Origin of the sequence: Streptomyces sp. NBC_00425 (genome assembly GCF_036030735.1) — a bacterium.
Classification (GTDB): Bacteria; Actinomycetota; Actinomycetes; order Streptomycetales; family Streptomycetaceae; genus Streptomyces.
On the sequence record NZ_CP107928.1, the window covers coordinates 881,482 to 896,904 of the forward strand.

The window sequence follows — 15,423 nt, forward strand, 5'->3', positions numbered from 1 at the left end:
AAGTCACCGCGCGGTCCTCCGCGGTGCCTGTGCGCGCGAACGCGCCTTGCGTGCGGCCGCCCGGCGGCGTCCCGCGTCGCCGGTCGCAAAGGGGCCGCGCCCCTCGTCGGCGAGATGCCGGGCCAGGCTGCGGACGGTGGGGTACGTGAACAGGTCCACCACCGGGATCTGCCGTCCGAGCCGCTCCGTCAGCCGGGCCTGCACCCGCAGCAGAAGCAGCGAGTGCCCGCCGGCCTCGAAGAAGTTGTCCTCGGCGCCCACCTGTTCGACCGCCAGGACCTCGCTCCACACGTCTGCGACGAGGCGTTCCGTCGCGCCGTTGAGCGGGGCCCGTGCGGGGGTCTCACCCGCCCGTGCGGGGGGTGGCAGGGCGCGCCGGTCGGTCTTTCCGCGTTCGCCCCGGGGCAGCGCGTCCAGGAGGACGATCGAGGCGGGCACCATGTACTCCGGCAGTTTCCGTTCGAGGTGCTCACGCAGCTCGGCCGCCGTGACGACGCCGGAGAGGGCGGCGTAGCCGACCAGTAGGGGTCTGCCGGGGACGTCCTCGCGCAGTACCGCCGCCGCGTCCATGACGTGTGGATGCGCGGTCAGGGCCGCCTCGATCTCGCCGAGTTCGATGCGGAATCCGCGCAGCTTGACCTGGGTGTCGTCGCGGCCGAGGAACTCGAGCGTCCCGTCGGCGGCGGCGCGGACCCGGTCACCCGTGGCGTACATGCGCTCACCCGGCGGTCCCCAGGGGTCGGGCAGGAACGCCGCAGCCGTCCGCCCGGGGTCTCCCAGGTAGCCGAGGGCCACTCCGGGTCCCGCGAGGTGGAGGTCCCCGTGGACGCCCGGCGGGACCGGCCGGAGCCGCTCGTCGAGCACGTACGCGCGGACCCCGGCCAGCGGCCTGCCGATGGGGACGGTCGTCGCGTCGCACGACTCGCCCGGCCCGGGTTCGTGCAGGGTGGCCGTGATGGTGGTCTCCGTCGGGCCGTACGCGTTCAGCCAGCGCACTGAGGCCGGCGTCGTGGCCCGCCACTGGGCGAGGCGTCCGGCGTCGACCCGTTCGCTGCCCACCACGACGAGCCGCAGAGCGGGGCAGGCGTCCGCCGGGTACCGGTCGAGCACGGCAACCCATTCGTGCCAGTACGACGCCGGAAGGTTGAGCACGCTCAGCCGTTCCCGTCGGGCCAGCTCGGTCAGCTCCGCGATGCCGGGCACCGGTCCCGCCGGGAGCAGGACGACCCGGCCGCCCCGGATGAGGGTGGCGAAGAGCTCCTCCGCCGCCACGTCGAAGGCGGTGGAGGCGAACTGGAGCACCCGGTCGTCGGGGCACAGCCCGTAGCGGTCCGCGACCGCGCGCAGTGTGTGGGCGAGGTTGCCCTGGCTCACGCACACGCCCTTGGGGGCGCCGGTGGTTCCCGAGGTGTAGAGGACGTAGGCCGTCGCCGCCGGGGAGGTGACACCGGGCGCGCCGTCCGGGACGGGCCCGTCGGCGCGCAGCGCGTCGTCCGCGGCGATGAAGGGGAGGTCACCGCTCGCGGGCCGGCCGGTCGCCGCCGAGCCCAGGACCAGAACCGCCCGCGAGTCCGCGAACACCTGCTCCAGTCGCTCCTGCGGGGCGGCGACGTCGACCGGCACATAGGCGGCCCCTGCCTTCATGACCCCGATCAGCGCGGCCGGCCAGAGGGGTCCGCGCTCCATGCGCACCACGACGGCGCTGCCCGGCCGGACGCCGTGGGCCCGCAGATGGGCGCAGATCCTGTCGGCCCCGGCGGCCAGTTCGGCGTAGGTCAGGGACCGGCCGTCCTGGCTGACGGCCGTGTGCTCGCCCCAGCGGGCGCAGGACTCGTCCAGCAGGCGCACCAGGGTGTCGGCGTCCGCCCCGGACGTCGCGCCGGCGCCCGCCGCCAGGGCCTCCAGTTCGGCCGCGCCGAGCAGGGACAGCTCGTCGAGCCGTGCCTCGGGTGCGGCCAGCGCGGACTCCAGCAGGGCCGTGAGGTGACCCGCGAACCGTTCCACGGTCGCCCGGTCGAACAGGTCGACGTCGTACTCGATCGCGCCGCGCAGAGCCCCCGACTCCAGCGAGGACTCCTCCCAGACCAGGGTGAGGTCGAACTTCGCCACCGGGCTGACGGACTCGTCCACCGTCATGGACAGCCCCGGCGCCAGGGCGGTGTCCCCCGGCACGTTCTGCATCGCCATCATCACCTGGAACAGGGGCGTCCAGCTGGGGTCCCGAGGCGGCCGGACGGCCTCCACCACCTGCTCGAAGGGAACATCCTGGTGCTCGAAGGCGCTCAGCGCACCCTCCCGGACCACCGCGAGGAACTCCGCGAACGTCTGCTCCTCGTCCCAGCGGGAGCGCAGCACCAGCGTGTTGACGAAGAACCCGATCATGTCCTCGAGTTCCGGACGGGTCCGGCCGGACACCGGCGTGCCGACGCTCACGTCCCGGACGCCCGCGTACCGGCCGAGGAGCAGCGTGAAGACGGCGAGGAGGGTCATGAATCGGGTGGCGCCGAAGCGTCGGCCGACCTCGCCCAGCCGGGCCGTCAGTTCACCCGACAGCAGCACCGGGACCGTGTCGCCGACGTGCCGGGGGGAGGCCGGACGCGGGCGGTCGGTGGGCAGGTCGAGCAGGGGCGGGGCGCCCGCCAGGCAGTCGGCCCAGTAGCCGAGCCGACCGTCCTGGTCGGGGCGGTCGAGGAGCGCGCGCTGCCAGACGGCGTAGTCCGGGTACTGGACCGGGAGCGCCGACGGCGGTTCGGCAGCGCCGTCGAGGCCCGCCCGGTACAGCGACACCAGGTCGCGCAGGAGGACACCGACCGACCATCCGTCGCAGACGGCGTGGTGCATCGTCACCAGCAGCACGGACCGCCGCTCGTGCAGGCGCAGCAGGCGGAAGCGGACGAGCGGGCCCTCGGAGAGGTCGAAGGGGAGCAGGGACTCCGCCCGGGCACGCTCGGCGGCCGTCGCGGTCCGCGCGCCTTCGGGCAACTGCCCGAGGTCCTCGGTCTCCAGCCGGACGTCATCGGCCTCGTCGACCGTCTGGACGGGTTCGCCGTCCGCGCTTCCCACCAGCCGGGTGCGCAGCGAGGCGTGGCGCCGCACCAGGGCCCGCAGGGCGTGGTGCAGGGCCGTCAGGTCGAGGACGCCGGTCAGCGTCACGGCCAGGGGGACGTTGTAGAGGGCGCTGCCGGGGTCGAGCCGGTCGAGGAACCACAGGCGCCGCTGGGCGAAGGACAGCGGCTGGGGTCCCGGGCCGGCGGGGACCAGGAGCGGGGCGACGCGCAGCGAACGGGCCGCCGCGGCGCGCCGCGCGAACGCCGACACCGAGGACGCCTCGAACATGTCCCGGATGCCGAGTTCGGTGCCGAGTCCGGCGGCGACGCGGGTGACCGCCTGGGCCGCGAGCAGCGAGTTCCCGCCGAGGGCGAAGAAGTCGTCGTGCGCGGAGATCTCCGCCGTCCCCAGCAGCTCCGACCAGACCCTGGCGACCAGTTTCTCGGTCGCCCCGCGCGGCGCGACACCGGTCCCGGACCGGACGCCGTGCCGCTCGTCCGGCTCGGGGAGGGCTCGCAGGTCCGCCTTGCCGTTGGGAGTGACCGGCAGTTCGTCGAGGGGCACGTACCAGGTCGGGACCATGGCCGCGGGAAGCCGCTCGGCGAGGAACGACCGCAGGAGGCGGGGCTCGGCCCGTGCCCCGTCCGCCATGACCACGTAGGCGGCCGGCGCACGCCGCTCGCCCTCCCCCTTGACGGCCACGACCGCCTCGCGCACGCCGGGACACGTGCGGAGCACGCCGGCGATCTCGTCCGGCTCGATGCGGACGCCACGGAGCTTCACCTGGGAGTCGGCGCGACCGAGGTAGTCGAGGACGCCGTCCGCTCGCCAGCGGACGATGTCCCCGGTGCGGTAGAGGCGTTCGCCCTTCCCGAACGGGCTCGGCACGAAGCGCTCCGCGGTCAGGCCGGGCCGTCCGACGTATCCGCGGGCCAGGCCCGGACCGCCGATGTGGAGCTCACCGGGCACGCCGACGCCGGCGTGGGCGCCATGGGCGTCGAGGACGTACAGGTCGGTTCCGGCGATCGGCCGGCCGATCGGGACCCGGGCGTCGGCGCGCGGGGCGCCCACGTCGTGGCAGCTCGCGATGGTGGTGCCCTCGGTGGGGCCGTAGGCGTTCACCAGCCGGACGCCCTCGGCCGCGTCCCGTACCGCCCGCACCCTCCGCCCGTCCGCGGCCTCGCCGCCGAAGAAGAGCGTGCGCAGCGGCCGGAACATCGCCGGGTCCGCGTCGGCGCACTTGTGGAACAGGGCGGTGGTGAGCAGCATCGAGGTGATGCCGTCGGCCTCGATGCGCCGGCGGAGCGCCGGGGGCGAGAGGACGTCGTCCTTGGGGACGCCGACCAGCCGCGCGCCGTTCAGCAGAGCCCCCCAGATCTCGAAGGTGGCCGCGTCGAACGAGGTGTTGGCGACCTGGCCCACCACGTCGGAGGAGTCCCAGCCGAGGTAGTCGGTGTCGCGGACCAGCCGCACGATCCCGCGGTGGGTGATGGCGACGCCCTTGGGCAGGCCGGTCGAGCCCGAGGTGTAGAGCACACAGGCCTGTTGGTCGGGATGCGGCGGCGCGAGCTCCGCCGGTCCGGCGGACTCGGCGGCCAGTTCGCCGACCGGTACCACGGGGACCTCGCCCGCGAAGGAGAGGTCCCGGTCGGCGATCACCAGGCACGCACCGCTGTCCGTCACCATGTGGGCCAGCCGCGCGTCGGGATGGCCCGGGTCGAGCGGTACGTACGCGGCGCCGGCCAGCAGCACCGCGAGCATCGCGACGACCAGCGAGGCCGACGGCTCCATGGCGAGTCCTACGGCGCTCTCCGCCCGTACGCCGCGTGCGGCCAGGGCTCCCGCCATGCGCTCCGCCCGGGCCTGGAGCTCGCCGTAGGTCAGGGTCGCGTCCCAGAACTCCGACGCCACGGCGTCGGGGGCGGTCCGGCACCGGTCGCGCAGGGCCTCGACCACGCTGACGGCGGCCGTCCGTGCCGGTTCCGTCCCCCACGACGTGAGCAGCGCCCGCTCCTCGGCGGTCGTGTGCACGAGTCGGTACAGCGGCGAGGCGGGTGCGTCGAGGGCCGACTCCAGCAGGGCCGTGAAGTGGTCTGCGAACCGTTGCGCCGTCGCCCGGTCGACGAGGACGGTGTCGTACTCGATCGTGCCGCGCAGGGTGTCGCCGGGTGACGCGCCGTCCCAGAACAGGGCGAGGTCGGGGGTGGGGGTGGGGGCGAGGTCGCCGGTGGCGGTGGCCGTGGGGTCGGACGTGGGGGCGGTGGGATCGGGCGACGCGGACCGGACGGGGACGGGGACGGGGACGGGGACGGGGGATTGTGCGGGGCGCCCGTCCCGCATCGCCGTCATCAGCCGGAACGGCGCCGCCCGGATGGAGTCGTCGTGCTCGTGCGGGCGCTCGGCGAGGTCCCGGAGGCCGTCCCGGACCTCCGCCAGGAACTCCCCGAAGGTCCGTGTGTCCTCCCGACGGGAGCGCAGCGCCCGCGGGTCCTGCGGGTCGGGCCCGACCGCGACACCGACGCAGACGTCGGCCGCTCCCGCGCGACGGCCGGCCAGCAGGGTGAACACGGCCGTCAGCGTGGTGAACCGGTCGGTGTCGTGGGCGGCGGCGATCCGGTCCAGGCGCCGTGCGACCGAGGCGGCGGGTGTGACCGTCACCGCGTCACGCGGTGCGCGGCGCACAGAGGACCGCAGGCGGTCGGCGGGGATTGCGGGCGACGAGGGTGACGAGGGTGACGAAGGCGACGAGGGCGCTTCGCCGGACCGGTACCGCTCGTGTGCGATGTCCGCCACGTCGGGCTTCTCCTTCAAAAGGGGCATGGCTCACTGGGGGGCGGAGCCGGGGACGCGGATCCGGCCTGTTCGCCGGACGGGATTCTCAGGAGGAGCTGACCGGGCTCGGCTGCGCCGGCCCGTCCACCTGCTCGGGCAGCTGCCGCATCGCGCGCACCGGGGACAGGAGTACGACCAGGGAGGGCAGGAACAGTCCGACCGCGGACACGACGACCGTCTCGCGCAGGCCCCAGGAAGTGGCCAGGGCACCGCCCATGAGGGAGCCCAGTGACAGGGTTCCCCACGAGAGAGAGCGCACGGTCGCGTTCACCCGGCCCTGCAGATGCTCGGGGGTGATCGACTGACGGAAGCTGATCACGGTCACATCCCACACGGGGATGCCGAAGAACCCGATGAAGGTGGCGGCTCCGGCCAGCACGGCCGAACCCAGGGAGTCCCCGTGCACGGTGGCGAGCAGGAGAAAACCGACGCCGGGCAGGGCCACGGCGGCCGCCAGGGTCGGGCCGACGCCCAGCAGGGCGTTCAGCCGTTCGGACAGCAGGGCGCCGACCAGCCCGCCGACGCTGCCGACGGCGACGATCAGTCCCACCGCCGTCGAGGCGAGTCCCACCTCTCGGACGAGGTAGAGGAAGTAGACGGCCATGATCGAGCTGAAGAACAGGCTGAGGAAGAAGACCGCGACCGTGCACCAGCGGAGCAGGGGGCTGCGGCCGACCACGGCGAACCCCTCGCGGAGCGAGGCCCCGACCGACTGCTTGCCCTCGGACTCCCCCGCTGCCTTGGGTGCGGCGTCCGCGGGCAGTCTGATCAGGGCGAGAGCCGAGATCAGATAGCTGACGGCGTCGATGGCGATCACCGCGGGAGCGCTCATCACGCCGATCAGTCCACCGGCGATGCCCGGGCCCGCGACCTCGGCGGTCGAGGCGGACGCCTGCAGCTTGCCGTTGGCCTCCATCAGCCGCTCCCGACCGACCAGTCCTGGGAGATAGGACATGTAGGCGATCTCGAAGAAGACGGTCATCACGCCTACGAGGAAGGTGACGACGAGGAGCTGGGTGACCGTCAGCACGTCGAGCGAGTAGGCCACGGGGACCCAGGCGAGCGCGGCGAACCTGATCGCGTTCGCCGTGATCAGGATGGGCCGCCGGGCCCGGCGGTCCACCAGGACACCGACGAAGAGTCCGAAGAGCAGGAAGGGAAGCGTCTCGAGGGCGCTCAGCAGACCGGCTTCCATCGGCGACGCGTGCAGGACCACGACCGCGGTGAGGGGCAGGGCCACATAGGTGATCTGTGTGCCCAGGAACGAGATCGACTGGCTCGACCAGAACACGGCGAACGCCCTGTTCTGGAAAAGGGAGCCGGGCGGATGCGGTGTCTGCACGGCATGCCTCCGGTTTCGGCGGGAGTGGGATGGGAGGGGGAAAGGAGGAGGGGGCGGTGTGAGCGCCGGCCTTCACGCCGCGGAAGCCGTCACTCCATGGAGAAGCGCAGGCTCAGCGGCCTCATGTCCGTCCAGTGCGTGTCGACGTAGGCGGTGCATGACGACCGGTCCGCCGGGCCGTGGACGACGGTCCATCCTGCGGGCACCGCGCAGTGGGCCGGCCAGAGCGCGTGCTGCCCTTCGCCGTTCACCACCACGAGCAGAGCGCTCCGGGGATCGTCCAACGCATTCACCATCGGTTCACTCCTCGGGTTGCCCGATCGTTCCAGCGGCGCACCATCGCGGACCGCCTTGCGGGCTTCACGTTGTCACGTTGATGACATCACCTTTCCATAGTGATCAGAATTTTGGCAACTACTTGTCAAACGCTGTGCCTGAACGCTAGCGTGACGTCACGTCCGGCTCGGACACCACAGCTGCAACACTCTCTCCAAGCCTTACGAGGGGATCTCCTGACATGCGATGTTTGCACCGACTCGGCGCCGTTCTCGGTCTGATCGCGGTCGTCTTCGTCATCGGTTACGGCAGTGCCGCGACAGAGACGACCGACTCGACCGGGACGGCTTCGATGGCAGGCCCCGGAACACCGAGGATCGACTGGCCGTAACCGCCGGCCCCATCGGAGTCCCGCGACGGATGCCGGAGCGTTGCCAACCTGACCCGAGATTCATTACCAAAAATTGACAACCGCCCTGGCAACTGCCAAACTGTCGGTGACATGGGGGTGGGGGAAGCCGCGATCAATGGCTTCCCCCACCCCCGTATACGTGGCAAGGAAGGGTTGAGCCGTGGTCGATCGGTCGGACTTCGGTAAGCGACTGCGAACGCTCAGGCAGGAACGCGGCATGTCTCAGGCGCAGTTGGCCGGCGACGAGATGTCCGCCGGTTACCTCTCCCGCCTGGAGTCCGGTGCGCGGCCGCCCACGCCCAAGATCGTCGCCTATCTCGCCGAACGGCTCGACGTGCCCTCGTCCGCCTTCGACGCCCCGCCGGTCGCGGACGAGGCACCGGTCGCGGACCTGGTCAGAGCGGTCACCGCGACACCCGACGGCGACGGCCGGGTCGACGAACTGCTGGAGCGTCTGACGCGCCACCAGGCCGATCTGTCCTTGCCGTTGCGGTGGATGGCCCTGTGGTCCCTGGCCGGGATCCGGTCGGAGGGAGCCACGCACGAGGCTCAACTGCCCCTGGGCCAGGAACTGCTCCGGACCGCCGAGGAGAGCGGCATCCCCGAACTGCGGGTCCGCTCCCTGGTACTGGTCTCCCGCGTCCACCGCTCGCTCGGTGACATGAAGGCGGCCAACGCCTGTGCCGACGACGCCTATTCCACCGCGATCGAGCATGACGTTCCGCGAGCCGACACGGTCCGCGCGCTCATGATGCTGATCTCCACGGAGGCCGAGGCGAGCCAGCTGCACGACGCGCTGAGGTACGTGGCGGATCTGGAGGTGCTCTCGAAGGACACCACGCGGACCATGCGGGTCGAAGCCCTGTGGACCGCGGCCAGCGTGTACGTCCGGCAGGGGAACCACGCGGCCGCGGCGGCCCGGCTCGCCGAGGCGCTGGCACTGAGCAGCAGCGCCGACGACCTCCGGCTGTGGATGCGGCTGCGCTTCGCCGCCGCGTCCCTCTACCTGCAGATGCACCCCTGCCGGCTCTCCGACGCACAGCAGATCCTCAAGGAGGTCGAGCCCGCTCTCGCCCTGGTGGGGGACGCCGGTCAGCACCTGGAGTTCCGCACGATCCGCGCCCATGCGCACTTCCAGGCGGGGGAGCTCGACGCCGCACGCGCCCTGTGCGAGGAGATCCGCCCCGACGTGAAGCAGCTCGAGTTCCGCGACATGATCCGGTTCGAGGTGCTGGTCCATCTGCTCGACATCATCTCCGGGCAGGTGGAGGCCGGGGTGCGCGCCATCGAGGCGCTGGCCGGCAAGGCGCACGAGGCGTCCAACATGGATCTCGCCGCAGAGATCTGGAAGAACCTCGCGGAAACCCTGGCCTTCGTCCAGTCGGCGAAGTCCGGGCCCGGGGCAGTCGATTCATAGCCCCCCACCACACGGCCCCGCACGGTCCCCGCGCTCGCCGTCCTCGCCTCGCGTTCACCGCGCGGCGGGACGGGCATGCGCCAGGGGCGTCACCGGCGGAGGTCAGGGGTGGGTTCATTCCTGAGCTGGAGGAAGCACAGTGATCACCGATCCCGCCCTGGCCACCCGCCGGGCGCACGCCGTGCGCACGCCTCATGCCGCATCCGCCCTCGCCGCGGCACGACCGGCGAGTCCCGGTGCGCGCACCGGCGCAGCAGCACGGACGCTGTCGCCGTCGGCGTCGCCGAGCACTCTGGACGCCCTGTTCGCCCAGGTGGCCCAGCGCCACCCGGACGCCGTCGCCGTCCAGGACGCCCGCGGTGAACTGCGTTTCGCCGCAGCCGAGTCGTGGGCCGCACGGCTGGCATCGGTCCTGGTGCACCGCGGGGTCCAACTCGGCGATCCGGTGATCATCCACTGCGACGACCACCGGCAGGCGCTGACGGCGCAGTTGGCAGTCCTGAAGGCGGGAGGCGTGTGCGTGCCCGCCCCGCACGGCCTCGGCCGATCGGAACTGCGCGGCATCGCCGCGGTCAGCGGCGCCTCGACCGTGCTGTGCAGCCGTTCCACCCAGGAGGCCTGGCCGCGGCGGTACACCACCCTCTCGCTCGACGACGACGACACCCGTCGGCGGATCACCGCTCAGCGGCTGGAGCCGGCGCTGCCCCTTTCGCACTCCAGGGAGGCCGCCTACCTGCTGGTCCACGACGGCGGCCGGCAAGGACCCACCGGGCATCTGGTCGACCACCACGCCTGGCGGCTCGCCGTGGCCGAGCGGATCCGGACGGCGGGCCCCGCACCCCGGCGGGTCTTCGTGGCCGGGCCGCCGGCCGGCCCGCGCGCGTTGTCCGCGATGTGGTGGGCGTTCGCCGGCGGAGGGTCGCTGCGCACCCTGCCGGGTACGGGAACGTCAGCGCAGCGCGACGGGACGGTGTCCGCCGCCGTGTTCAGCCCGGAGGAGTACGACGCCCTCGTGGACGTCCTGCCCGTCCGGCCGCGGCTGGTGCAGCTCGTCGGCGGGCCCGTGCCGAGCGATCTCGTGGCCCGGCACTTCACCGCCCTGCCCGGCACCCGGCTGCGTGCCGACTTCTCACCTGCGGACGGCGCCCTGCCCTGGATCTCCCGGGAGTTCACGGCGGCCGGCGGGGCGACTTCCTGGACGGGTACGCTCGGCGCCCCGCTGCCCCAGGTGCAGGTGAGCGTGGTGGACGGCCGAGGCCGGCCGCTGGCGGACGGGCAGACCGGTGAGCTGTGCGCCGCCGGCCGCGCTCTCCCCTTCGACACCGTCCGCCGCCCCGGGCGCGCTCTGCCGGCCTGGCAGGAGGCTCCGCTGCTGCGGTCCGGAATGTCGGGTCGACGCCTGCCCGGCGGCGAACTCGAACTGGTCGAACCGCCGACGGCGGCCACCTGATCCAGGGTTCTCCAACCCGTCGTGCGTGCGGGGAACCTCCGACGCTCCCCCCGTCCCGCCTGGGCAAAAGAGCGTGGCGGGTTCCCGCCGCCCCTGGCAGACTGTCGCCATGCCGGAAGAGGATCTCGAGACGGTGCAGCGCGAGCTCACCGGGACCCGCGCGGAGCGCGACGCCCTACGACGAGAACTCGGCGATCTGAGAGCCTGGCTGTGCATCGAACTCGGCATCGGCCGGGCGGAGCCGAGCCGGCACGAGTCCACCGATCTCGGCGTCGCCACGGACGCCGAGATCGTCGGCGAAGTCCGACGCCTCCGGGACGAGTTGGCGCGATGCACGTCGGCGGAGGAGACGGACGACCGGCGGTGGTCGGGAATCGATGTCCTGATCATGGACGGCCGCAGGATCCACGCGGTCCAGGCCGTCCGCACCGAGTTCGGCACGAGCCTTCAGCTGGCCGTGGAACTGCTCAGCGAGCGGTACACCCGACTGCGACGCAGGTACCCCGACCGCTTCGGTGAGAGCGCGGACACCTACTGGGACGGCTTCCGGTCCTTCTGACGGTTCCCCGGGGCCTACGCCCGCGTGAACCCATGGCTCCGCTCCACTTTCGCCACGTGCAGCGTGTAGTTCTCGTACCACTCGGCTCGCCCGCGCTCCTGCGCCGCGCGGTGCTCGGCATGGGAGCGCCACCGCGTGAGGGCGTCGCCGTCGCGGAAGTACCCGACGGTGATGCCGAGCCCGCCCGGAGTCTGCGCGTGATCCATCCCCAGATACCCCGGGACGTCCTTCACGAGCTCTTCCATGCGTGCGCTGGTCTCGCTGTATCCGCTCTGGTCCTGGGTTCGCACCGTGGTGAAGACGGCCACGTAGTAGGGGGGTTCATAGGCCTGGACCGGCACGACAGTCGCTTCCGGGTGATCGCTCATGGCACCACCGTAGGGCGGGATCCGCCGACGGTCAGCGGCTTTCCCGCACGGGACGCCTGACGGATCCGACGCCTGACCGAGCCGACAGCCGACCGAGCCGACGACGCGGAGCACGACACCGTGGACCCGGGCCGGGCGTCAGTGCGGGGGCTGGGCGGGGAGGGAGTCGGGGGGCGGAGTGCCGCGTTCGGCCCTGGCCGCGTCGGCGAGGGCCGCGGCGGCGGCTTCGGCAGCCTGTGCCGTGTCGTCGGCGGCCTGGGCGGCCATGTCGTCCGCGGGCCGCTCGCGGGTGGCCGGAGACGGCGGCAGCACCTCGCTGAAGGCGCGGGACACACCTTGGAGCGCGGAGGTGATCTCGCTGGGGATCACCCAGAAGTTGTTGCCCGAGCCCTGCGCGAGCTGGGGCAGCGTCTGGAGGTACTGGTAGGCGAGCAGCTTGGGGTCGGGGTCGTTGCGATGGACGGCCTGGAACACCTCGTCGATGGCCCGGGACTGGCCCTCGGCCTGGAGGATCGCAGCGGTGCGGTTGCCCTCCGCACGCAGGACGGCGGCCTGTTTGTCGCCTTCCGCGGTGAGGATCTGTGACTGGCGCTGCCCCTCGGCCCCGAGAATCGCCGCCCGCTTGTCCCGTTCCGCGCGCATCTGCTTCTGCATCGCGTCCTTGATGCTCTGCGGGGGGTCGATGGCCTTGATCTCCACCCGGTTGACCCGCAGCCCCCATTTCCCGGTGGCCTCGTCCAGCACGCCCCGGAGCTGGCTGTTGATGGTGTCCCGTGAGGTGAGCGTCTTCTCCAGGTCCATGGATCCCACGACATTGCGCAGGGTGGTGACGGTGAGCTGCTCGACCGCCTGGAGGAAGTTGGCGATCTCGTAGAAGGCCGCTCGCGGATCCGTGACCTGGAAGTAGAGGACGGTGTCGATCTCGACGACCAGGTTGTCCTCGGTGATGACCGGTTGCGGTTTGAAGGAGACGACCTGTTCCCGCAGGTCGATCACCCCGTGCACGCGGTCGATGTACGGGATGACGAAGTTGAGGCCGGGATTCAGGGTCCGGAGGTAGCGGCCGAGCCGTTCGACGTTGCGGGCGCGCGCCTGGGGCACGATGCGCACCGCCCGCACCACGGTGAAGACCGCGAACAGGGCGACGAGCAGGCCGGCAATCAAGAACGCCGAGGTTTCCATGGTTTCAGTCCCGGGGGTAGACGATCGCGGTGGCTCCGTTGATCTCTATGACGTCGACGGTTCGTCCGGCAGGGATCACCAGCGTTTCGTCGTAGGCGCGGGCCGTCCATTCGTCGCCGTCGATACGGACCCTGCCGCCCAGGCCCGTCACCTCCGAGACGACGAAGGCACCCTTGCCGATCAGGGCGTCCACGCCGAACCGTGCCGCTTGCGGCTGCAGCAGGTGGCGCAACGCGATGGGGCGTACGAACATCACCGTGGCCGCGGCGACGACGGTGAACACCACGAACTGGAGGGGCAGGGGCAGCCCGACCGCCGCGGAACCCGCCGTGACCAGCGCGGCCGCACTCAGCATCCCGAGCGCCGCGGTCAGCGTGAAGATCTCCACCACAGCCAGAACCGCTGCGATGATCAACCAGATCAGCCATGGATCCATGACGTGCCTCTTCTGACCGGTGCGGGCATGATTGGGCGGACTCCCACCATTGGACCTCGAAACGGGACAGCTCAGGTAGCCCTGCGCAGGCAATCCCCGGCGATCCGTCGAAGACGGTCCGCCCGAGACGCTCCCGGACCGACCGCTTCACACCTTTTACAGGGGTTCTACCCACCCTGGGAAGATCACTCCACCCATCCGGTGACCCGTGACGCGCCGGGGCGTGGCACCGGGTCGCGCTCCGGACCGGGCGGCGCCGGTCGGCGCGGGGCGGGCGGTGGATCACACCGGCGGACTCTTCGGTAACGTGAGGTCATGAGCCATCCGCACCCAGAACTCAAAGCCGCCCCGCCGTTGCCCGAAGGCGGGCTGAGGGTCACCGCCTTGGGCGGCTTGGGCGAAATCGGTCGCAACATGACCGTCTTCGAGCATGCCGGCAAGCTGTTGATCGTGGACTGCGGTGTGCTGTTCCCCGAGGAGAACCAGCCCGGGGTGGACGTGATCCTTCCGGACTTCACCTCGATCCGGCACCGTCTGGACGACATCGTCGGCATCGTGCTCACCCACGGCCATGAGGACCACATCGGCGGCGTGCCCTATCTGCTGAGGGAGCGGACGGACATGCCGGTCGTCGGCTCGAAACTCACCCTCGCGTTCCTGGAGGCCAAGCTCAAGGAGCACGGCATCCGCCCCCGCACGGTGCGCGTGCGCGAGGGCGACCGGCGCCGCTTCGGTCCGTTCGACTGTGAGTTCGTCGCGGTCAACCACTCCATCCCGGACAGTCTCGCCGTCGCGATCCGCACCGGCGCCGGGATGGTGCTGCACACCGGCGACTTCAAGATGGACCAGTTCCCCCTGGACGACCGGATCACGGACCTGCGCGCCTTCGCCCGCCTCGGCGAGGAGGGCGTGGACCTGTTCCTCACCGACTCCACCAACGCCGAGGTCCCCGGCTTCACCACCTCCGAACGCGAACTGAACCCCGCGATCGAGCAGGTCATGCGCACCGCGCCCCGCCGGGTCATCGTCTCCAGCTTCGCCAGCCATGTGCACCGCATCCAGCAGGTCCTGGACGCCGCCCACCAGCACGGCCGCAAGGTGGCCTTCGTGGGCCGTTCGATGGTCCGCAACATGGGCATCGCCCGCGACCTCGGCTATCTCAAGGTCCCGTCGGGCCTGATCGTGAACGCCAAGGAGCTGGAGAAGCTGCCGGACCACCGGATCACCCTGGTGTGCACGGGCTCCCAGGGCGAGCCGATGGCCGCGCTGTCGCGGATGGCCAACCGCGACCACGCGATCCGCATCGGCAAGGGCGACACCGTCCTGCTCGCCAGCTCCCTCATCCCCGGCAACGAGAACGCCATCTACCGGGTGATCAACGGCCTGACCCGCTGGGGCGCCAACGTCGTCCACAAGGGCAACGCCAAGGTGCACGTCTCCGGTCACGCCAGCGCCGGGGAACTCGTCTACTGCTACAACATCGTCCGTCCCCGCAACGTCATGCCCGTCCACGGCGAGTTCCGCCACCTGCGGGCCAACGCCGACCTCGCCGTCCGCACCGGCGTCGACCCGGACCGCGTCGTCATCGCGGAGGACGGCGTCGTCGTCGACCTCGTCGACGGCCGTGCCTCGATCACCGGCAAGGTGCCCGCCGGCAACGTCTACGTGGACGGCATGGAGGTCGGCGGCGCGACCGAGGCGTCCCTGAAGGACCGGGTCACACTCGCCCAGGAGGGCGTCATCACGGTCGTCGCCATCGTCGACGCCGACACCGGCGCGCTCGCCGAGGCTCCCGACTTCCTGGCCCGCGGCTTCGTCCACGACGACGCGACCTTCGAGCCGGTCATTCCGGTCATCGAGAAGACGCTGGCCAACGCGGCGCAGGAAGGCGTCGGCGACGCGCACCAGCTCGAACAGCTGATCGCCCGCGCCGTCGCCAACTGGGCCTTCCGTACGCACCGGCGCAGGCCGCTGATCATCCCGGTCATCATCGACGCCTGATCGGGACCGCCGCCCCGGTCCGCCGATCCTCCGATCCCCCGCTCCCCCGTCGGAGCGGGGCATCCGTCGCTCCGGCTCCACCGCTCGCCCGCCGAGGCAA

10 protein-coding genes are annotated in these 15,423 nt (G+C 71.8%); 4 read left to right on the plus strand and 6 right to left on the minus strand.

Features of this window, described 5'->3' with window-relative positions:
• Positions 1 to 3: 3 nt before the first annotated feature.
• The 3 genes from OHS82_RS03840 to OHS82_RS03850 form a co-directional block, all read right to left on the minus strand.
• On the minus strand, positions 4 to 5,706 hold the full coding sequence (locus OHS82_RS03840) for a non-ribosomal peptide synthetase (RefSeq protein ID WP_328433271.1): 5,703 nt from the start codon (positions 5,704 to 5,706) through the stop codon (positions 4 to 6).
• Positions 5,707 to 5,926: 220 nt separating this feature from the next.
• Positions 5,927 to 7,222: an MFS transporter gene (locus tag OHS82_RS03845; protein WP_057581978.1), complete on the minus strand. Its 1,296-nt coding sequence runs from the start codon at positions 7,220 to 7,222 to the stop codon at positions 5,927 to 5,929.
• Positions 7,223 to 7,311: 89 nt separating this feature from the next.
• Positions 7,312 to 7,518 (minus strand): MbtH family protein, encoded by a 207-nt coding sequence (locus OHS82_RS03850; RefSeq protein WP_057581979.1) that lies wholly within the window; start codon positions 7,516 to 7,518, stop codon positions 7,312 to 7,314.
• A 609-nt stretch (positions 7,519 to 8,127) separates the two neighbouring features.
• On the opposite strand from OHS82_RS03850, the gene OHS82_RS03855 reads away from it, so the two are divergent.
• From OHS82_RS03855 to OHS82_RS03865, 3 genes are all read left to right on the plus strand, one after another.
• Positions 8,128 to 9,327 (plus strand): helix-turn-helix domain-containing protein, encoded by a 1,200-nt coding sequence (locus tag OHS82_RS03855; RefSeq protein ID WP_057581980.1) that lies wholly within the window; start codon positions 8,128 to 8,130, stop codon positions 9,325 to 9,327.
• Between the two features lie 139 nt (positions 9,328 to 9,466).
• On the plus strand, positions 9,467 to 10,777 hold the full coding sequence (locus OHS82_RS03860) for an AMP-binding protein (RefSeq protein ID WP_328433272.1): 1,311 nt from the start codon (positions 9,467 to 9,469) through the stop codon (positions 10,775 to 10,777).
• 109 nt (positions 10,778 to 10,886) lie between these two features.
• Positions 10,887 to 11,336 (plus strand): hypothetical protein, encoded by a 450-nt coding sequence (locus OHS82_RS03865; RefSeq protein WP_328433273.1) that lies wholly within the window; start codon positions 10,887 to 10,889, stop codon positions 11,334 to 11,336.
• A 14-nt stretch (positions 11,337 to 11,350) separates the two neighbouring features.
• On the opposite strand, the gene OHS82_RS03870 is transcribed toward OHS82_RS03865, so the two are convergent.
• From OHS82_RS03870 to OHS82_RS03880, 3 genes are all read right to left on the minus strand, one after another.
• Positions 11,351 to 11,704 (minus strand): antibiotic biosynthesis monooxygenase family protein, encoded by a 354-nt coding sequence (locus tag OHS82_RS03870; protein ID WP_057581983.1) that lies wholly within the window; start codon positions 11,702 to 11,704, stop codon positions 11,351 to 11,353.
• A gap of 138 nt (positions 11,705 to 11,842) precedes the next feature.
• Positions 11,843 to 12,886 carry an SPFH domain-containing protein gene (locus OHS82_RS03875; RefSeq protein WP_057581984.1) on the minus strand — a complete coding sequence of 348 codons (1,044 nt, stop codon included), beginning with the start codon at positions 12,884 to 12,886 and terminating at the stop codon, positions 11,843 to 11,845.
• A gap of 4 nt (positions 12,887 to 12,890) precedes the next feature.
• A complete protein-coding gene (locus tag OHS82_RS03880; protein ID WP_057581985.1) occupies positions 12,891 to 13,322 on the minus strand; it encodes an NfeD family protein in 432 nt (143 codons plus the stop codon).
• A gap of 315 nt (positions 13,323 to 13,637) precedes the next feature.
• Here OHS82_RS03880 and OHS82_RS03885 point away from each other — a divergent pair, with 315 nt between their 5' ends.
• A complete protein-coding gene (locus OHS82_RS03885; RefSeq protein WP_057581986.1) occupies positions 13,638 to 15,323 on the plus strand; it encodes a ribonuclease J in 1,686 nt (561 codons plus the stop codon).
• Positions 15,324 to 15,423 lie beyond the last annotated feature (100 nt).